Origin of the sequence: Dermatophilus congolensis, assembly GCF_900187045.1 — a bacterium.
GTDB classification, from domain to species: Bacteria; Actinomycetota; Actinomycetes; order Actinomycetales; family Dermatophilaceae; genus Dermatophilus; species Dermatophilus congolensis.
Window position 1 is genome coordinate 1,160,760 of record NZ_LT906453.1, and the last position, 15,799, is coordinate 1,176,558.

At 58.2% G+C, this 15,799-nt stretch carries 14 protein-coding genes and 2 tRNA genes; 11 read left to right on the top strand and 5 right to left on the bottom strand.

The features are described 5' to 3' along the window. Positions 1-15 precede the first annotated feature (15 nt). Both deoD and CKV89_RS04940 read left to right on the top strand, forming a co-directional pair. Positions 16-732, top strand: a complete 717-nt coding sequence (gene deoD, locus CKV89_RS04935; RefSeq protein WP_231935455.1) for a purine-nucleoside phosphorylase — start codon at positions 16-18, stop codon at positions 730-732. Further along, positions 729-2,138: an MFS transporter gene (locus CKV89_RS04940; RefSeq protein ID WP_028327043.1), complete on the top strand. Its 1,410-nt coding sequence runs from the start codon at positions 729-731 to the stop codon at positions 2,136-2,138. The genes deoD and CKV89_RS04940 overlap by 4 nt, the downstream gene beginning before the upstream one ends. A gap of 64 nt (positions 2,139-2,202) precedes the next feature. On the opposite strand, the gene CKV89_RS04945 is transcribed toward CKV89_RS04940, so the two are convergent. The 4 genes from CKV89_RS04945 to CKV89_RS04955 form a co-directional block, all read right to left on the bottom strand. Continuing rightward, entirely contained in the window at positions 2,203-3,141 is a 939-nt protein-coding gene (locus CKV89_RS04945) for a sugar-binding transcriptional regulator (RefSeq protein WP_028327042.1), read from the bottom strand. A gap of 83 nt (positions 3,142-3,224) precedes the next feature. Then, positions 3,225-3,839: a nucleoside transporter C-terminal domain-containing protein gene (locus CKV89_RS12250; protein ID WP_231935481.1), complete on the bottom strand. Its 615-nt coding sequence runs from the start codon at positions 3,837-3,839 to the stop codon at positions 3,225-3,227. After that, on the bottom strand, positions 3,808-4,443 hold the full coding sequence (locus tag CKV89_RS12255) for a Na+ dependent nucleoside transporter N-terminal domain-containing protein (RefSeq protein ID WP_231935456.1): 636 nt from the start codon (positions 4,441-4,443) through the stop codon (positions 3,808-3,810). Before CKV89_RS12255 ends, CKV89_RS12250 begins: the two co-directional genes overlap by 32 nt. Beyond that, complete coding sequence (locus CKV89_RS04955; protein ID WP_028327041.1) at positions 4,443-4,895, bottom strand: cytidine deaminase; 453 nt, start codon at positions 4,893-4,895, stop codon at positions 4,443-4,445. The genes CKV89_RS12255 and CKV89_RS04955 overlap by 1 nt, the downstream gene beginning before the upstream one ends. On the opposite strand from CKV89_RS04955, the gene CKV89_RS11785 reads away from it, so the two are divergent. The 7 genes from CKV89_RS11785 (at position 4,883) to CKV89_RS04985 (ending at position 13,489) form a co-directional block, all read left to right on the top strand. Next, positions 4,883-5,032, top strand: a complete 150-nt coding sequence (locus tag CKV89_RS11785; protein ID WP_154657621.1) for a hypothetical protein — start codon at positions 4,883-4,885, stop codon at positions 5,030-5,032. The genes CKV89_RS04955 and CKV89_RS11785 overlap by 13 nt on opposite strands. Before the next feature lie 156 nt (positions 5,033-5,188). Beyond that, entirely contained in the window at positions 5,189-6,502 is a 1,314-nt protein-coding gene (locus tag CKV89_RS04960; RefSeq protein WP_028327040.1) for a thymidine phosphorylase, read from the top strand. Positions 6,503-6,556: 54 nt separating this feature from the next. Then, positions 6,557-7,225 carry a deoxyribose-phosphate aldolase gene (deoC, locus tag CKV89_RS04965; RefSeq protein ID WP_028327039.1) on the top strand — a complete coding sequence of 223 codons (669 nt, stop codon included), beginning with the start codon at positions 6,557-6,559 and terminating at the stop codon, positions 7,223-7,225. A 106-nt stretch (positions 7,226-7,331) separates the two neighbouring features. Continuing rightward, on the top strand, positions 7,332-9,014 hold the full coding sequence (locus tag CKV89_RS04970) for a phospho-sugar mutase (protein ID WP_034401055.1): 1,683 nt from the start codon (positions 7,332-7,334) through the stop codon (positions 9,012-9,014). Positions 9,015-9,139: 125 nt separating this feature from the next. Then, positions 9,140-10,654 (top strand): glutamate--tRNA ligase, encoded by a 1,515-nt coding sequence (gene gltX, locus CKV89_RS04975; protein WP_028327037.1) that lies wholly within the window; start codon positions 9,140-9,142, stop codon positions 10,652-10,654. Beyond that, on the top strand, positions 10,651-11,397 hold the full coding sequence (locus CKV89_RS04980) for an HAD family hydrolase (RefSeq protein ID WP_084440977.1): 747 nt from the start codon (positions 10,651-10,653) through the stop codon (positions 11,395-11,397). The genes gltX and CKV89_RS04980 overlap by 4 nt, the downstream gene beginning before the upstream one ends. A 193-nt stretch (positions 11,398-11,590) precedes the next feature. Further along, positions 11,591-13,489: an alpha/beta hydrolase gene (locus CKV89_RS04985; protein ID WP_154657620.1), complete on the top strand. Its 1,899-nt coding sequence runs from the start codon at positions 11,591-11,593 to the stop codon at positions 13,487-13,489. 64 nt (positions 13,490-13,553) lie between these two features. Here CKV89_RS04985 and CKV89_RS04990 read toward each other — a convergent pair whose 3' ends face one another. Then, complete coding sequence (locus CKV89_RS04990) at positions 13,554-15,257, bottom strand: glutamine--tRNA ligase/YqeY domain fusion protein (protein WP_028327034.1); 1,704 nt, start codon at positions 15,255-15,257, stop codon at positions 13,554-13,556. Between the two features lie 173 nt (positions 15,258-15,430). Here CKV89_RS04990 and CKV89_RS04995 point away from each other — a divergent pair. Beyond that, a tRNA-Gln gene (locus CKV89_RS04995) sits at positions 15,431-15,502 on the top strand. 126 nt (positions 15,503-15,628) lie between these two features. Beyond that, positions 15,629-15,701: transfer RNA gene (locus tag CKV89_RS05000), tRNA-Glu, on the top strand. Positions 15,702-15,799: the final 98 nt, after the last annotated feature.

Consider the following 15,799-nt stretch of genomic DNA (forward strand, 5'->3'; position numbering starts at 1 on the left):
AAGGAGAGAAGTCGCGTGTCCTCCAAGAGCACCCCCCACATCAACCCCAAGGGCGTCGAAATCGCAGAAACCGTGTTGCTTCCCGGTGACCCGCTACGCGCTAAATTCGTCGCCGAGAACTACCTCGAAGACGTTGTTCAGTTCAACGATGTCCGTAACATGCTTGGCTTCACCGGCACCTTCAACGGCACCCCCGTTTCCGTGATGGGAACAGGCATGGGGATTCCTTCGATCAGCATCTACTCCTGGGAACTAGTCAACGTTTTCGGAGCGAAAAAGCTGATTCGCATTGGCTCCTGTGGCTCCATGCAGAAGGAGATCGACCTTTACGACATCATCATTGCCCAGGCCGCTTCCACTGACTCCCGGATTCTCGAACACTACGGTTTGCCGGGCACCCTGGCTCCTACCGGTTCATGGCGCCTGCTCAGCGCCATCACCAAGCAGGCCGAAGCCAACGGTGTGCCGGTTCACGTCGGAAACGTTCTTTCCAGCGATGTTTTCTACAACGACGACAACACCGTCAACGAACGGTGGGCCCGCATGGGTGTCCTGGGCGTCGAAATGGAAAGTGCAGGCCTTTACGCCATCGCAGCCCGCGCTGGCGTCGACGCCTTGGGCGTCTTCACCGTCTCGGACAACCTTGTCACTGGCGGCAAAACCACACCCGAAGAGCGCCAGACTGCTTTCACCCGCATGATGGAGCTCGCCCTACCCCTGGCAAACGCATGAACACTATGAAAGAACACGCCCGCACTGCGCTGGATCCTCGGCGCGCTGTGCCGGTGCTCCTATTTGTTTTTGTTTTCTCCCTTGTCATCGATAACGGCTTTAAGACGATGACTGGGCCTATGGCTGCGGCGTTGGGGATTAGCGCCAAAACCGCCAGCTTGCAGGCCTCTCTTGCCGGAGTGATCATCGGTATCGGTGCGGTGGTCTACGCCGCTCTAGCCGACTCGATCAGCATCCGTAAGCTCATGGTCACCGGTATTGGTCTGATCGCTGTGGGCTCTGTGATTGGCTTCGTGTTTTCGAACTCGTGGCCACTGGTGCTTGCCGGTCGCCTCATCCAGACGTGCGGATTGGCTGCTGCGGAAACTCTCTACGTCATTTACGTCACGAAGTACCTGTCGGAAACAGACCAGAAGAAATACCTGGGCTACTCCACTGCTGCGTTCCAGGCGGGGCTGCTCGTTGGTGCACTGACGAGCGGTTTCATTTCTGCGAACGTGTCATGGACTGCCATGTTCCTCATCCCGCTCATTCTCGTTTTGACGATCCCAGCCATTCACAAGATGGTTCCTGAGGATGAGGCCTTCGAGGGCAACCTGGATCTTTTTGGTCTGCTCATTGTCGCGGTGTTCGCAGCCAGCCTCATCATGTACATGCAGGAATATGCGCCTGTATGGCTGATCCCAGTGATTGTTTCGCTGCCATTGTTCGCGTGGCATGTGCGCAGTCATGAACGCGCTTTGGTGCGTCCGGAGTTCTTCACCAATGGCTGGTACGTGACCGCTTTGGTGCTCGTGTTTATTATTTACACGGCACAGCTGGGCTACATCTTCTTGCTGCCTTTCGCCGCGAAGTCTTTGCACGGTTTGGGGCAAGATCAAGCATCGCTGCTCATGGTCCCAGGGTATGTGTGCGCGGTTCTTGTCGGTATTCTCTCCGGGCAAATCGGTCGATTCCTCAGCTCGCGCGTGACCATTTTCACTGCGCTGGGAATGATTTTTTCCTCGCTCGTTCTGGGGGCTGTGCTGATAGAGATCAGCTTGCCTGTTTTGGTGGTGTCGATCGTGCTGTTCGCTTCCGGTTTTGCGTTGATGTACGCGCCGCTGGTGAACACCTCTTTGCAGAAAATTCCTGCTGCTAAATCCGGTATCGCGATCGGGTTCTATAACCTCACAATCAACATCGCAATCCCGTTGGGTATCGCGTACACGGCCAAACTGCAAGACATCGCTCCGACGTGGTTCGGTGCTTTGTCGCTGTCTCGTTCCCACGATGGTCGGGTCTATTCGACGATCACCTGGGTGCTTGCGCTGGTGGCGTTGAGCGGCATGGTTATCTACTTCTTGTGCGACCGAGTATTGGTAGCACGTGACAAGAGCGCTGCAGCTCAGGTGCCTGCTTCGTAAATTCGTGCATACGTGTGTGGGGCGGGATCTGACCAGATCCCGCCCCACACACGTATGCACGAATTTAGCAGTCGTTGTCGATGATGAGCCGGGCAGTGTCGATGTCAGTGGCCAGATGTGTGGCGTAGCCAGCGCGTAGCGCTACTGCGAGTGCTTCTGCCTTTCTGATCCCACCGGCGACGATCAGGCGTGTGTCTTTCTCGCGCAGCTTCTCCAGGGGGATGGCGATGGTGCGCTCATCGACGCTGCTGAGGAATGGTGAACCGGTTGAATCGAAGAATCGGGAGCAGATGTCGCCGACGGCATGGTCGAGGATTGCTTTTTCTTCGTTTTCGGTGAGTTGACCAATTTTGAGAAGGACGGATTCTTGGGATACCGCTCCGACGGTGAAAACGGCCACGGTTGCTTCTAGGCCCAGGTTGAGCAGTCTGCGAATGTGACGGTCTTGTTCGACTAGGTGTTTCACTTCGGGGGAGTCGAATATGACTGGAAGAGGCAGTGGCCATGCGTATGCGTTGAAGGCATGCGTGAACATGGTCATGGTTTCGAGGTCGTTGGTGGAGCGTGGTGTGAGGGAGATTCCACCTTTGAGCTGGATGAATTGCACACCGCGGCGAGGTTGGGGTTCTAGCGCTAGTGCGATTGAGTGCATGCTGCGTCCCCAGGCGATTCCAACGAGGTCGCCGTCGGTCACAATGTCTTGGAGCATGCTTGCCCCGAGGCGCCCTAGCTCGCGTGTTAATTCAGGGTCGATGGGGTGGTCGTGGACGAGTCGCACTTCTTGTAGGCCAAACCGTGTGCGTAATTCGTCGGCGAGCTCTGCGCCGCTTTCACGGGGGTCGTGGATTTCTACGGTGACGAAACCGCGGTCTTTGGCGTGTTGAATGAGTTTGCTCACTGTTGGGCGGGAGATACCCAGGCGCGTGGCGATTTCGTTTTGCGATAGCTCGTAGCGGTAGTACAGCTTCACAACTTCGAGGGCCTGCGAATCACGCGGTGTCATAAAGCAATTCTCCTGTGCTAAGCACAGCGTCCCGCCGAGACCGTGAAGGTATCGACGGGACGCCTATCAAGCGATCAGGGCTGTCAGCTCATGACGACGCCGACAATGGCGGCGTTGAGCAGGTTGGTGCACATACCGGCAAGCAGGGCCAGGGGGCCGAGTTTGGCGACTTCGCCGCGACGCTCGGGGACCAAGCTTCCAAAAGCACCGATTTGGATAGCGATCGAGGAGAAGTTCGCGAAGCCAGCCAAGGCGAAGCTGGAGATCAGCACTGCCTTGGGTGACAAGGTAGCAACCTGCTGGCTGAAGGCGGTGTAGCCAACGAACTCGTTGAGAACGGTCTTTTGACCGATGAAGTTGCCGACCAGTCCTGCTTCTTCCCATGGTGCGCCGATGACCCATGCGACGGGGGAGAGGACGACACCGAAGAGGCCTTCGAGTGTCCATTCGGGGTGGCCGAACCAGCCGCCAATGCCGCCGATGATTGCCGAGACCAAAGCGATGAGGGCAATGAATGCGATGAGCAGGCAGGCGACGCACACGGCGATGCGGCCACCGTTGAGGGCACCGTTTCCGAGGGCGTCGATGACGTTGCGGGATTCGGTGTCGCGAACGTTGCGGACGTTGGCGTCAGCTTCTGGTTCTTCCATTTCGGGCATGAGGGCTTTAGCCATGATGAGCGAGCCAGGTGCGTTCATCACGCTTGCTGCCAGCAGGGTAGGGCAGAGGTGCGCCGAGTAGGGAGTACCCGATCAAGGTGGAGCCAGCAACAGCTGCGAAACCACCGGTCATACAGGTGAACAATTCAGCTTTGGTGAGTTTGCGGATGTACGGCGCAATCATGAGTGGGGCCTCGGTTTGGCCGAGGAAAATCACTGTTGAGGCCCACACGCCTTCGATTTTCGAAATGCCTAGGAGCTTTTGTAGCCCGGTACCGACGATGTCGACGAATAGCTGGATGACGCGCAGGTAGTAGAGTGCGCCGATCAGTGCTCCGAAGAACACGATGACGGGCAGTACGTTCAGGGCGAAGACGAACCCGTTGTTGTTGGTAGGCAGCAGCCCGCCGAAGACGAATTGTGTTCCTTTATCGGTGAAGTTGATTAGGGAGGTAAGCCCGCCAGCTACCCAGGAGAGTGCTTTGAATCCGGGTTCCCATTTGAGAACGAGGAATGCGAAGGCGACCTGCATGGCTAGGCCTACGGCCAGGGTGCGCCATTTGATGTGGCGGCGATTGCGCGAGATGCCGATGGCGAGCGCGAAGATCAGGGCAATGCCGATAAGGCCTTGGAAGCGCTCCATTAGTTGTCCTTGTTTTCGTGAGTGGGCGTGGGGTTGAGCGATTCGGGACCGAAGCTGTGTGGCAGGAGGGTCTCGAAGGGAATCGAGATGGGTGTGCCGTCTTCGCTTTCGACGATTACGTCGATACAGCCGAATTCGCGGAGTACCTGGCGGCAGCCGCCGCAGGGGTAACAGGGAGCGCCACGCAAGCCGACGATGGCGACGGCTGCGATTGTGCGGTCGGTTTCGTCTGCAGCCACCATGGTGGATACCGCGCCACGCTCAGCACATAGGCCAAGGGGGTAGGCGGCGTTTTCCACGTTGCAGCAGGTGACTACGCGCCCGCCGCCGGTCAGGAGGGCTGCGCCGACGGGGAAGGAGCTGTACGGCGCGTATGCGCGCGATGCGGCCGTGCGCGCAGCCTCCAAGAGTTGGTCGGCAGTGGGGCGACTGCAAGGGGGTGAAGTGGTCATCGTCGTGCATCTTCCTGGCCGTCTCCGTCGACGGCTTCGTGTGGCTCATCACCGTTGCCGAAGTCGTGATGTTCACTGTTTTCGTCGTGGTTATGAGTGAGGGTGTGCTGCAAGAGTGCCGTACCGAACTTTTGTAATCAAGCTTGTTGACAAAAGTGCATGGAGGTTCACAGGATGGGTGGCAATCGCGGACGGGACACCAGTGCCCGGCACCGCCCGAGCGGCAGCCATCCAGACACCGGCACCATTCGCGACGGGTCCGAAGAAGCACTCGAGGCACATGGAGTGAAGTGATGGTTGAACCCCTGGATGCAGTAGATGTCATCCGTACCAAGCGTGACGGTGGCGAGCTGAGCGATACCCAGATTGCGTGGGTCATTGACGCCTACACGCGCGGCGTTGTCGCTGATGAGCAGATGTCTGCCTTGGCGATGGCTATTTTCCTCAACGGCATGAACCGCCGTGAAATCGCTCGTTGGACTCAGGCGATGATCGACTCTGGCGAGCGCATGAGTTTCGCGTCGCTGTCGCGGGGCACCACGGACAAACACTCCACCGGTGGTGTGGGTGACAAGATCACGCTTCCCTTGGCGCCGCTGGTTGCCACTTTTGGTGTGGCCGTTCCGCAGTTGTCTGGGCGTGGGCTTGGTCACACTGGAGGCACCCTGGACAAGCTCGAAACTATCCCCGGCTGGCAAGCTGCTATCTCCAACGAACGCATGATGGAGATCCTCGAAGACGTCGGCGCAGTGATTTGCGCCGCAGGATCTGGTTTGGCACCTGCGGACAAGAAGCTCTACGCCCTGCGGGACATCACGAGCACTGTGGAAGCCATTCCGCTGATTGCCAGCTCGATCATGAGCAAGAAGATCGCTGAAGGAACCGGCGCTCTCGTGCTTGACGTGAAAGTCGGCTCCGGTGCATTCATGAAGAAACTTGAAGACGCCCGCGAGCTTGCCCGCACCATGGTTGACCTTGGCACCGATGCGGGTGTGCGCACGGTGGCTTTGTTGACGGACATGTCCCGCCCGCTCGGACGCAAAATCGGTAACACGCTCGAGGTTGAGGAGTCCGTGGAGGTCCTCGCTGGTGGCGGCCCTGCCGACGTGGTGGACCTGACCGTTGCACTGGCAGAGCGCATGCTCTCTCTGGCTGATGTCAACGTCGGACAAGACGAACTGCGTGCTGCCCTGGCTGACGGTCGTGCCATGGACACGTGGCGCCGAATGATCACCGCTCAAGGCGGCGACCCCGATGCACCCATGCCACGCGCCACCTGCACTGAAGATGTTTTGGCCGAGAGTGACGGCGTGCTCACCCGCCTGGATGCTCTTTCCGTTGGTGTTGCCAGCTGGCGCTTGGGCGCAGGCCGCAGCCGTAAAGACGAGCCGGTGCAGATGGGTGCCGGTATCGAAATCCACGTCGAGCCCGGCGCTCGCGTCCGCAAGGGAGACAAGCTCCTGACACTGCACACGGACACTCCGGAGCGTTTCGCCCGTGCCCTGGAGTCCTTGCAAGGCGGATATGACATCGAAGATGGCGACGAGGCTCAGGCACGTGCCGCTTCTTTGGCTGATCGCGACATCGTTCTGGAAACGGTGGAGTAAAGCCACTTTTGCCCGTACGTTCACCCATATACCCCCCCCTGATTAGGAGAGCGCATGCCCACCCGATCCGATGTGGCCCGCATGATCGACCACACCCTCCTCAAACCCGAAGCAACCCCCGAGCAGGTCGCCGAGCTTGTTGCTGAAGCCGCTGACCTAGGCACGTTCTCTGTGTGCGTGTCGCCGAACATGCTTCCCGTTCAGGTACCCCAAGGCGTGGCTGTGGCCACGGTATGTGGTTTCCCTTCGGGAGCTCACGCCAGTGAAGTCAAGGCGGCAGAAGCTGCTCGCAGTGTCGCTGACGGTGCTGATGAGGTCGACATGGTTGTCAATCTCTCCCTGGTCAAGACTGGGCGCTTCGATGAGGTTGAGGCTGACATCCGCGCGGTTCGGCAGGCATGCCCCACCGAGGGTGATCGCCCGGTTCTCTTGAAGGTCATCATCGAGTCTGCTGCGCTGAGCGATGATGAGATCGTGGCGTGCTGCACCGCAGCCGAGCGTGCGGGCGCCGACTTTGTTAAGACGTCCACTGGTTTCCACCCTGCGGGTGGTGCCTCTGTCGAAGCAGTCGCTTTGATGGCCAAGACTGTGGGTGGACGTTTGGGTGTCAAGGCCTCTGGCGGTATCCGTACGGCTGAAGCTGCACTGGCAATGATTGAGGCCGGGGCCACGCGTCTGGGCTTGTCGGGTAGCCGCGCTGTCCTTGACGGCATCGGAGGCTGAAAATCGGGCGGTTCAGGGTTGCGCGCGCCGTGCCCTGAACCGCCCATAGCCGTGCTTTCGGCGCGCATCCACGGCTGACGTGGCATCACGAGCAAGGAGAAGCATGATGCGCCCCGAGGTAACACCTGAACTGATTGAACATGCACGTACGTGGGCTGCCCACGATCCTGATGAGTCTGACCGGGCCACGATCCTTGCGCTCGCTGACGCTGCGCAGGCTGGGGATGAGGAAGCTGCGGCTGATTTGGTGTCGCGTTTTTCTGGCCCGTTGATGTTCGGTACAGCTGGACTTCGGGCAGCGGTAGGTGCGGGGGAGAGCCGCATGAGCCGTGCGGTGGTGATTCGGGCCACAGCTGGGCTGGTTGCCTATTTGACCAAAGAGCTGGGGCAAGCCCCGACTGTCGTTTTGGGTTGTGATGCCCGTCATGGTTCTTCGCAGTTCCTTCGCGATGCAGCGCAGGTGGTTTCTGCAGCTGGGGGTACTGCTCTTGTGCTTCCGGAGAAGCTTCCTACGCCGGTGACGGCGTTCGCGGTTCGCCGTTTGGGGGCTGATGCGGGTGTGATGGTTACTGCATCCCATAACCCGCGGGAGGACAACGGGTACAAGGTGTATTTGGGTGGGCGTGCTGCTCGTGGCGCCGCGGAGGGAGTACAGATCGTTCCGCCTGCTGATAAGGGGATTGCCGAGTGCATCGCAGCTGCTCCTTTCGCTGATGAAGTTCCGCGTGATGAAGCGCGCGTGCAGCACGTTGAGCCAGCGTTGTGGGAGGAGTACGTGAATCGGGCTGCCTCGTTGGCGGTGAGTGATCCTGCACCGATTCGGATTGTGTTGACGCCTATGCATGGTGTTGGTGGTGCGACTGCGGTGGAGGTGTTGCGCCGGGCAGGGTTCACCGACGTTCATGTTGTTCCTGAGCAGGCTGAGCCGGATCCAGATTTCCCGACGGTTGCGTTCCCAAACCCAGAGGAGCCTGGTGCTCTTGATTTGGCGTTGGGGCTGGCTCGGCAGGTAGAGGCGGATGTGGTGATTGCGCTGGATCCGGATGCCGATCGTTGTTCTGTGGGTACCTGTGGTCCTGATGGGTGGCGTCAGCTCACTGGTGATGAGATTGGTGCGTTGCTGGGGGAGCAGGCAGCGGCAGATTCTTCGCGGGTGGGTGACACTTTGGCGAACTCGATTGTCTCGGGTCGGCTGCTTTCTCGCATCGCGCAGGCGCATGGGTTGCAGCATCAGGCCACGTTGACTGGCTTTAAGTGGATTGCGCGTACTGAGGGGCTTCGTTTTGGGTATGAGGAGGCTATTGGGTACTGCACTGATCCGATGGGGGTTCGGGATAAGGATGGCGTAACGGCGGCGGTGCGGGTTGCTTCGCTTGTCTCAGCGTTGGCTAAGCAGGGTCGGAGCCTCTCTGATGCTTTGGATGATCTTGCCCGTGCTCATGGGTTGCACGCGACGGCGCAGTTGTCGTTCCGGGTAGCGGATACGGCGTTGATTGCAGATGCGATGGCTCGGTTGCGCGCGACGCCGCCCAGTGCGTTGGCTGGGTCTGAAGTGAAGCAGGTCGCGGATTTGGCTGACGGGTATGAGGGGTTGGCTCCTACTGATGGCATGTTGTTTATCACTGCCGATAACGACCGGGTGATTGCTCGTCCTTCAGGCACTGAGCCGAAGTTGAAGTGTTACTTGGAGGTTGTGGTACCGGTGAGTGGTGAGCAGGTGCCGCGGGGTGAGGCTGCGCAGCGATTGGCGCTGTTGAAGGAGGACATGCGCGCTGCGGTCGGTTTGTGATCGAGGCGGTGGGGCGGGGTGTCTGTTGTGGGCGTCCTGCCCCACTGTTGTGGGGATGAGGGTGGTTTCTTGGCTATGGGCGGCGCTGCCTGGCCTTGGTGTGCTCGCTTAGACTTGAGGGCATCATGACGAACGATTCTTCGAACTCTGAAATCCTTCCGGTTGTTCCTCGTCTGCGTGTGGCTCCGAGCCCGACGGGTGACCCGCACGTGGGTACCGCCTACATGGCGTTGTTTAATCTGGCGCACGCGCGTAAGCACGGTGGTGACTTTGTGCTGCGGATCGAGGATACGGATCGCTCGCGGTATCGAGAGGATTCTGAGCAGCAGATTTATGACACGTTGGACTGGTTGGGGTTCACGTGGAGTGAAGGGCCAGACAAGGGCGGTCAGTATGCGCCGTACCGTCAGTCGGAGCGTCTTGATACGTATCGGCCGTATGTTGATCGGTTGATCGAGCAGGGGCATGCTTATTACTGCTGGTGTAGCTCTGAGCGTTTGAAGCAGATGCGTGATGAGCAGGCCAAAACGAAGCAGGCGAACACGGGATATGACCGGCTGTGTTACGGGAAGACTCGTGAGGAGCGTGCGCAGTTGCCGGGGTTCACAGAGACTCCGGTCGTGCGGATGCTTATTCCTGATGATGTTCCGCTGGTTTTTGATGATGTGATTCGTGGTGAGGTTAAGGCACCTCGTCCGGATGATCAGGTCATTTTGAAGGCTGATGGGTTCCCCACCTATCACATGGCCGTGGTGGTTGATGATCACGAGATGGGGATCACGCATGTGGTGCGTGGTGAGGAGTGGATTAGTTCTACGCCGAAGCATTTGTTGTTGTACCGCTGGTTGGGGTTGCAGGCGCCGGCGTTTGCGCACATGCCGTTGTTGCGTAATACGGATAAGTCGAAGATCTCGAAGCGGAAGAACCCTGCTGCGCGGCTGACTTGGTTTAAAGAGCAGGGATATTTGCCTGAGGCGTTGGTTAACTTCCTTGCGCTGTTGGCTTACCCGCCGGCGCGTGATGCTGAGGGTAATGAGGTTGAGGTTTTTTCGTTCCAGGATTTCACGGAGCGTTTTGAGTTTTCGCAGATCAGCCCGGTAGGCCCCATTTTCGATTTGACGAAGTTGGACTGGCTGAACGGTGTGTATATTCGTTCGCTTCCTGTGCCTGAGTTAACGGGGCGTTTGCTGCCGTTCTTGCAGGCTGAGGGGATTATTGGTCAGCAGCCGACGCCGCGTGATCTTGAGGTGTTGGAGGGGGTGACGAAGCTGATTCAGCCGCGTTTGGTGCATTTGACGGGTGCTGCGCAGCAGGTGCGTCCGTTCTATATCGCTGATGAGGACCTTGAGGTAGCTGAGGACGCGAGGGCACAGCTGAAAGAGTCCGCTCCGGAGGTTCTTGATGCCGCGATTGCTGCTCTTGAGGCGATCTGTGATGAGGAGTTCACGCACGATCGGGTTGAGACGGCACTGCGTTCTGCTGTGGTTGAGGCAATGGGCATTAAACCGAAGTTCGCTTTTGGTCCGGTGCGGGTGGCTGTTTCTGGTCAGAAAGTGTCACCGCCGCTGTTCGAGTCGATTGAGATTTTGGGTAAAGAGTCTGCGCTGAATCGGATGCGGTTGTTGCGGGCGTCGTTGTGACGCGCGGCAGTGTGGATTGGTCTGCTCCGGTTCGGGCCCTGATTCTCGACATTGATGACACGTTGCTGGATACGCAGCAGGCGATGCGTCAGGCGTGTTGTCGTGGGGCGGGGGCTGCCTGGCCTGGGCAGGCTCCGCCGGTGTGGCAAGCGGTGTCGGATGTGTTTTACGAGGATCCTGAGGGCTATTTCGATGCCTATACGCGTGGGGAGCTTGAGTTCTCGCTGATGCGGGAGTCGAGGTATCTACGTGCATGCGCTGAGGTTGGTCTGGGCACTTCGGGGTTTGAGGAGTTCGAGGCTGCGTACCGGTTGGCGTTTAAGCAGTCTCAGACAGTTTTTGATGATGTGGAGGAGTTTTTTGCCTCTGTTGAGGCTGCTGGTGTGCCGGTGTGCTTTGTGACGAATTCTGGTGCTGAGCAGACAGCTGTGAAGCTGGAAGTGTCGGGGTTGGCTGGTCGTGGCTGTGTTGTTACGACGGACACTTTGGGTGTGGGTAAGCCTGATCGGCGTGTTTTTGATGAGGCGTGTCGGTTGATGGGCGTTGCGTGTGTCGACACGGTGTGTGTTGGTGACACGTTTGGTTCGGATGTTGTTGGTGGGCGTGGAGCGGGGATGCGGGTTGCGTGGTTGCAGCGCCCGGATAAGCCTGCTCCGCGTCATGCGGAATGGGGGCGCCTAGTTCGTGATGAGGGGGTACGAGTGGTTGGGTCGTTGCGTGAGGTAGCGACTTTGCTCGGATAAGTTCTCATATGTTGAGAACATCTGTTTTTCTCTATTGGCGAACGCTGTGTCGGGTTTTCTGGATGTATGACGGGATGCGGTTCTCTCCTGATGCATGCTCGTTGAATTCTGAGGAATAGGGCCTATCTAGCGGGTAGGTTGATGCGTGCTGCCCGTGTGTAGATGTTGGTGAATTTGCTGTTCAATGGGGTTTATGCGGGCATTCAGGTTCCGTTCTGCGGAGATTTTTCTTGCCGCTGAAGTGAACTCGACCCAACGCGTGACCACGGCGCATGCTGTAGGCATGAAGTCCATAGCGCGTTCGGCAGCTTTCACGCTGACAGCGATCACAGTTATAGCCGGTGGAGCGTTTACCGCCATTCCGGCCTCTGCCATCACTCCTGCGACCAGCATTGTCGCCGATGGAGACAAGACCGACGGAAACCACGGCTCCAAGGGGAAAACCGACGGAAACAAAGGATCCAAGGGGGATAAAGGATCTAAAGGGGACAATCAGGGCGATTGGGATGAAGGTACCGGTGATGGTCCGCACACGGACCCCAACCGCAAGCCTGCGCAGCTGAGTGTTAAGAAGGTCGGCAATGTCACTATCCGTGACTTTGACCTAGGCAACCTGGAAGTTGGCCCGGCAAAGAACAAGAAGGAATTTATTACTCCTGTGCGGGGCATCTTCGTTGCTCCGTCTAACGCGAAGAAGGCTCCCTTGGTGCTGATGGGGCACCTGCGTAGCCCAACATGTTCGGACAAGAAGTTCGCGTTCCCTTGTGCTAAGGGCACCACGGAAATGCGCTATGACCGGGGGATGACGTACTGGGCGCAGGCGCTGGCTGAAAAGGGCTATGCCGTGGTGATCCCGGACTTGAGCCCTGTGTACATCTCCAGGAACGATAACAAGTACGACCAGCAACAAGCATGGCTGCGCGTGATGGAACGCTCCCGTGATGAGGTGCTTGCTGCGGATGCTGGCAAGAACTCCATCTTCGGTCAGGGCCTGAAGGGCAGCATTGATGCTTCGCACGCCTCGTTGGTTGCCCACTCCCGTTCGGGTGCAATGGTTCCGGCAGCACAGAAAGCATGGGCTAAGTCTGTTGCTCCGCTGCGCTCGGTGATGACCTACGGCGCGGCTCCTTCTGATGGCCGGGACGACTTTGAGTTCTCGCCGCCAGCTGACCCCAGCATACCCTTCTTCTCCCTGCATGGGGCAGAAGATGGCGACGTTGAGTTGATGGCGCCGCTGTGGATGACTGAGCACATCGGTCAGAAGCGGAACACGGCAGCTATCTCTGCGGTGGTTCCTGGCTTTGGTCACAACTACATCAACCGTGAGTTCAGCAGCCGTAAGCTCGATGACCGTAAAGATAAATCGCCTAGCCTGCCGGGCGCTAAGGCTCACGAAAAGATGATGGTGGAGGCCTCTCTGGCGTGGCTGGATGCCACGTTGCGGGGTAAGACAAACCAGTTCCCGCTCAAGCCAGGTGACCAGCCGCCGGCCACGTTTGCAGGCAAGCCTGCTGAGTGGTTGATGGTTTCGAATGGCCAGCGGTACTCCTACCTTGCTGGCACCCATGGCTCTGCTAAGCCGCTTGGTAACGGCACGGCTTTGACGTGCCGCAACTACCCGAACGTCGTGCCTGATGTTGGTCGAGGCAAGGATGCATGCCCATCGATTCATGAGGGTGTTCTGTTCAACCACTCGCGCATTACGCGAGTGAAGTTGACTCCCGCGGGTGGTGCTCGCTTCACGATTCCTGCGGAGGGCTCAAAGAACGGTGCTACCGGAGTCACGGATGCAGCTATCCACTTGATGCCTACCGGCAGCCGCACCGATAAGGAAAAAGGTACGGCCATCCACGTGACAGTGCGTTTGGATAACGGCAAGGTCTATGAAACTGATGTGCCAGCAACGCACTACGCATTGATGGACAAGAAGACCGATAGGGTCAACGGCGAGTACACAGTGAAAACTGTGCGGTTGAAGTTGCCTGACTGGGTGAAGGGCCAGAAAGTCACCGCAGTGGATATCACGGGTGGTTTGAAGAACGTCAAGGGCGGTTCGGTTGACGTTCGTGGCATTGACCTAATTCACCAGTGAAAATGATGTAGTCACCTCACATGGTGAAATCCCGCCGCGCTCACCAGAGCGCGGCGGGATTTTCTTATTTCTTCTTGGAAGCGTTGCGTTTTTGAATGTTGGCCCATTCGTCTTTGAGGCCGACCGTGCGGTGGAAGAGCAAGGGTTCGCGTGGGTCATGTGCGAAGTACCCAAGCCGCTCGAATTGGACAACCTCGCCCGCGGGGGTATCAGCCAGGCTGCTTTCGGCGATGGCGTTGACGATTTCCCGGGAAGCGGGGTTGAGGTCATCCATGACTTCACCGGTTTCGGCGCCGGGGGCTGCGGCGCTGAAAAGGCGTTCGTAGAGAGCAACGGTGATGGGGGTGCCGTGTGCGGCCGAAACCCAGTGCATCGTGGACTTTACTTTTCGACCATCGGGAGAGTTGCCACCCTTGCTGGCTGGGTCGTAGGTCGCGTTGACCTGGATCACGTTGCCATCGTCATCTTTGATGACCTCGGTTGCGGTGATGAAGTATGCGCCGCGTAGCCGCACCTCGCGCCCGGGGGAGAGGCGGAAAAACTTCGGCGGGGGCACTTCGGCAAAGTCGTCGGATTCGATGTAGAGCTCACCCGAGAAAGCGACTTTCCTGGTGCCGTCTTCAGGGTTTTCTGGGTTGTTGACGACGTCGAAGTATTCGACTTCGGGGTTGCCTTCAGCGTCTGTTGGCCAGTTGGTGAGTACCACCTTGATGGGGCGCAGGACCGCCATGCGGCGTTGACTGGTGACGTTTAAGTGCTTGCGTACGAACGACTCAAGCAGTTCGATGTCGTGGCGGCTGTTGGCCTTGGTGATGCCGATGTATTGGCAGAATTCTCGGATCGCTTCGGCTGGGTATCCGCGACGGCGTAGGCCACGCAGGGTAGGCAGTCGTGGGTCATCCCAGCCATCGACGGTGCCGTCGGTGATGAGCTGGCGGAGTTTTCGCTTGCTGGTGACGGTGTGAGTCAGTTCCAGGCGGGCGAATTCGGTCTGCCGGGGCGCCTCGTAGGGGATGGGCAACTGGGAGAGGTACCAGTTGTATAGGGGGCGGTGTGTTTCAAACTCCAGGCTGCACAGGGAGTTGGTTACTCCTTCGATGGCATCGGATTGTCCGTGAGCCCAGTCGTAGGTGGGGTAAATATGCCACTGGGTGCCGGTGCGGTGGTGCGCGACGTTTCGAATGCGATACATGACCGGGTCACGCAGGCTCATGTCCGGAGATTGCATGTCGATTTTGGCGCGCAGCACACGGGCGTTTTCGGGGAATTCGCCAGCTTTCATGCGGCGGAGGAGGTCGAGGTTTTCTTCTGGGGAACGGTTGCGGAAGGGGCTTTCGATACCGGGTTTGCCGAAGCCGCCTCGCTGGGCGGAGATGGTCTCGATGTCTTGGTCATCTACGTAGGCAAGGCCTTTGGTGACGAGTAGTTCTGCCCATTCGTAGAGTTGGCCGAAATAGTCCGAAGCGTGTTTGAGGGGCATGGGGATGTCGAATCCGAGCCAGCGCACGTCTTCGATGATGGATTCGACATATTCGGTTTCTTCGGTGTCGGGGTTGGTGTCGTCGAGGCGCAGGTTGCAGGTGCCGTTGAAGTCGGCTGCGATACCGAAGTTGACTGTGATGGCTTTGGCGTGGCCGATGTGGAGGTAGCCGTTAGGTTCAGGGGGGAACCGTGTCTGTACCCGTCCATTAAATGTCGCGTTCTCGAGGTCGCGATGGATCATGTCGCGGACGAAATCTCCCGGGATGGCTGGGTCAGGTGCGGTCATACGGAAACCGTACACAAAGCTAAGGCGCCAGTCTGAGTGACTGTGTCGACAGGTCGATTTGGTGACCAGCGTTATTCCCGGCTAATGTTTCTTCTCGGATCGGGCTTCCGAGCGGATGTTCCTACTCTACTTGTTAGAGCAGGGGGTCTCCCATCAGGAAGGCTGATACCCCTTGGGGTATGGTGTAATTGGCAGCACGACTGATTCTGGTTCAGTTAGTCTAGGTTCGAGTCCTGGTACCCCAGCGCAGAGTTCTTCAGTAAGAAGAGTTCTTCTGATTCAAGCCTAAGGCTTCAATCAGCGGATTATGGACATCCGACCTAGTCAGGTAAACTTCATGAAGTCGCCAAGCACAGCAGTGCAAAGCGAATGGCCCCGTAGTGTAGCGGCCTAGCACGCTGCCCTCTCAAGGCGGTAACGCCGGTTCGAACCCGGTCGGGGCTACAAATAAAAAATAACCCTCACTCACACGAGCGGGGGTTATTTTTTTATGCCACGACACGCATCCTTAGGCACAACCTCATCGGCCACTGGTCACCGCA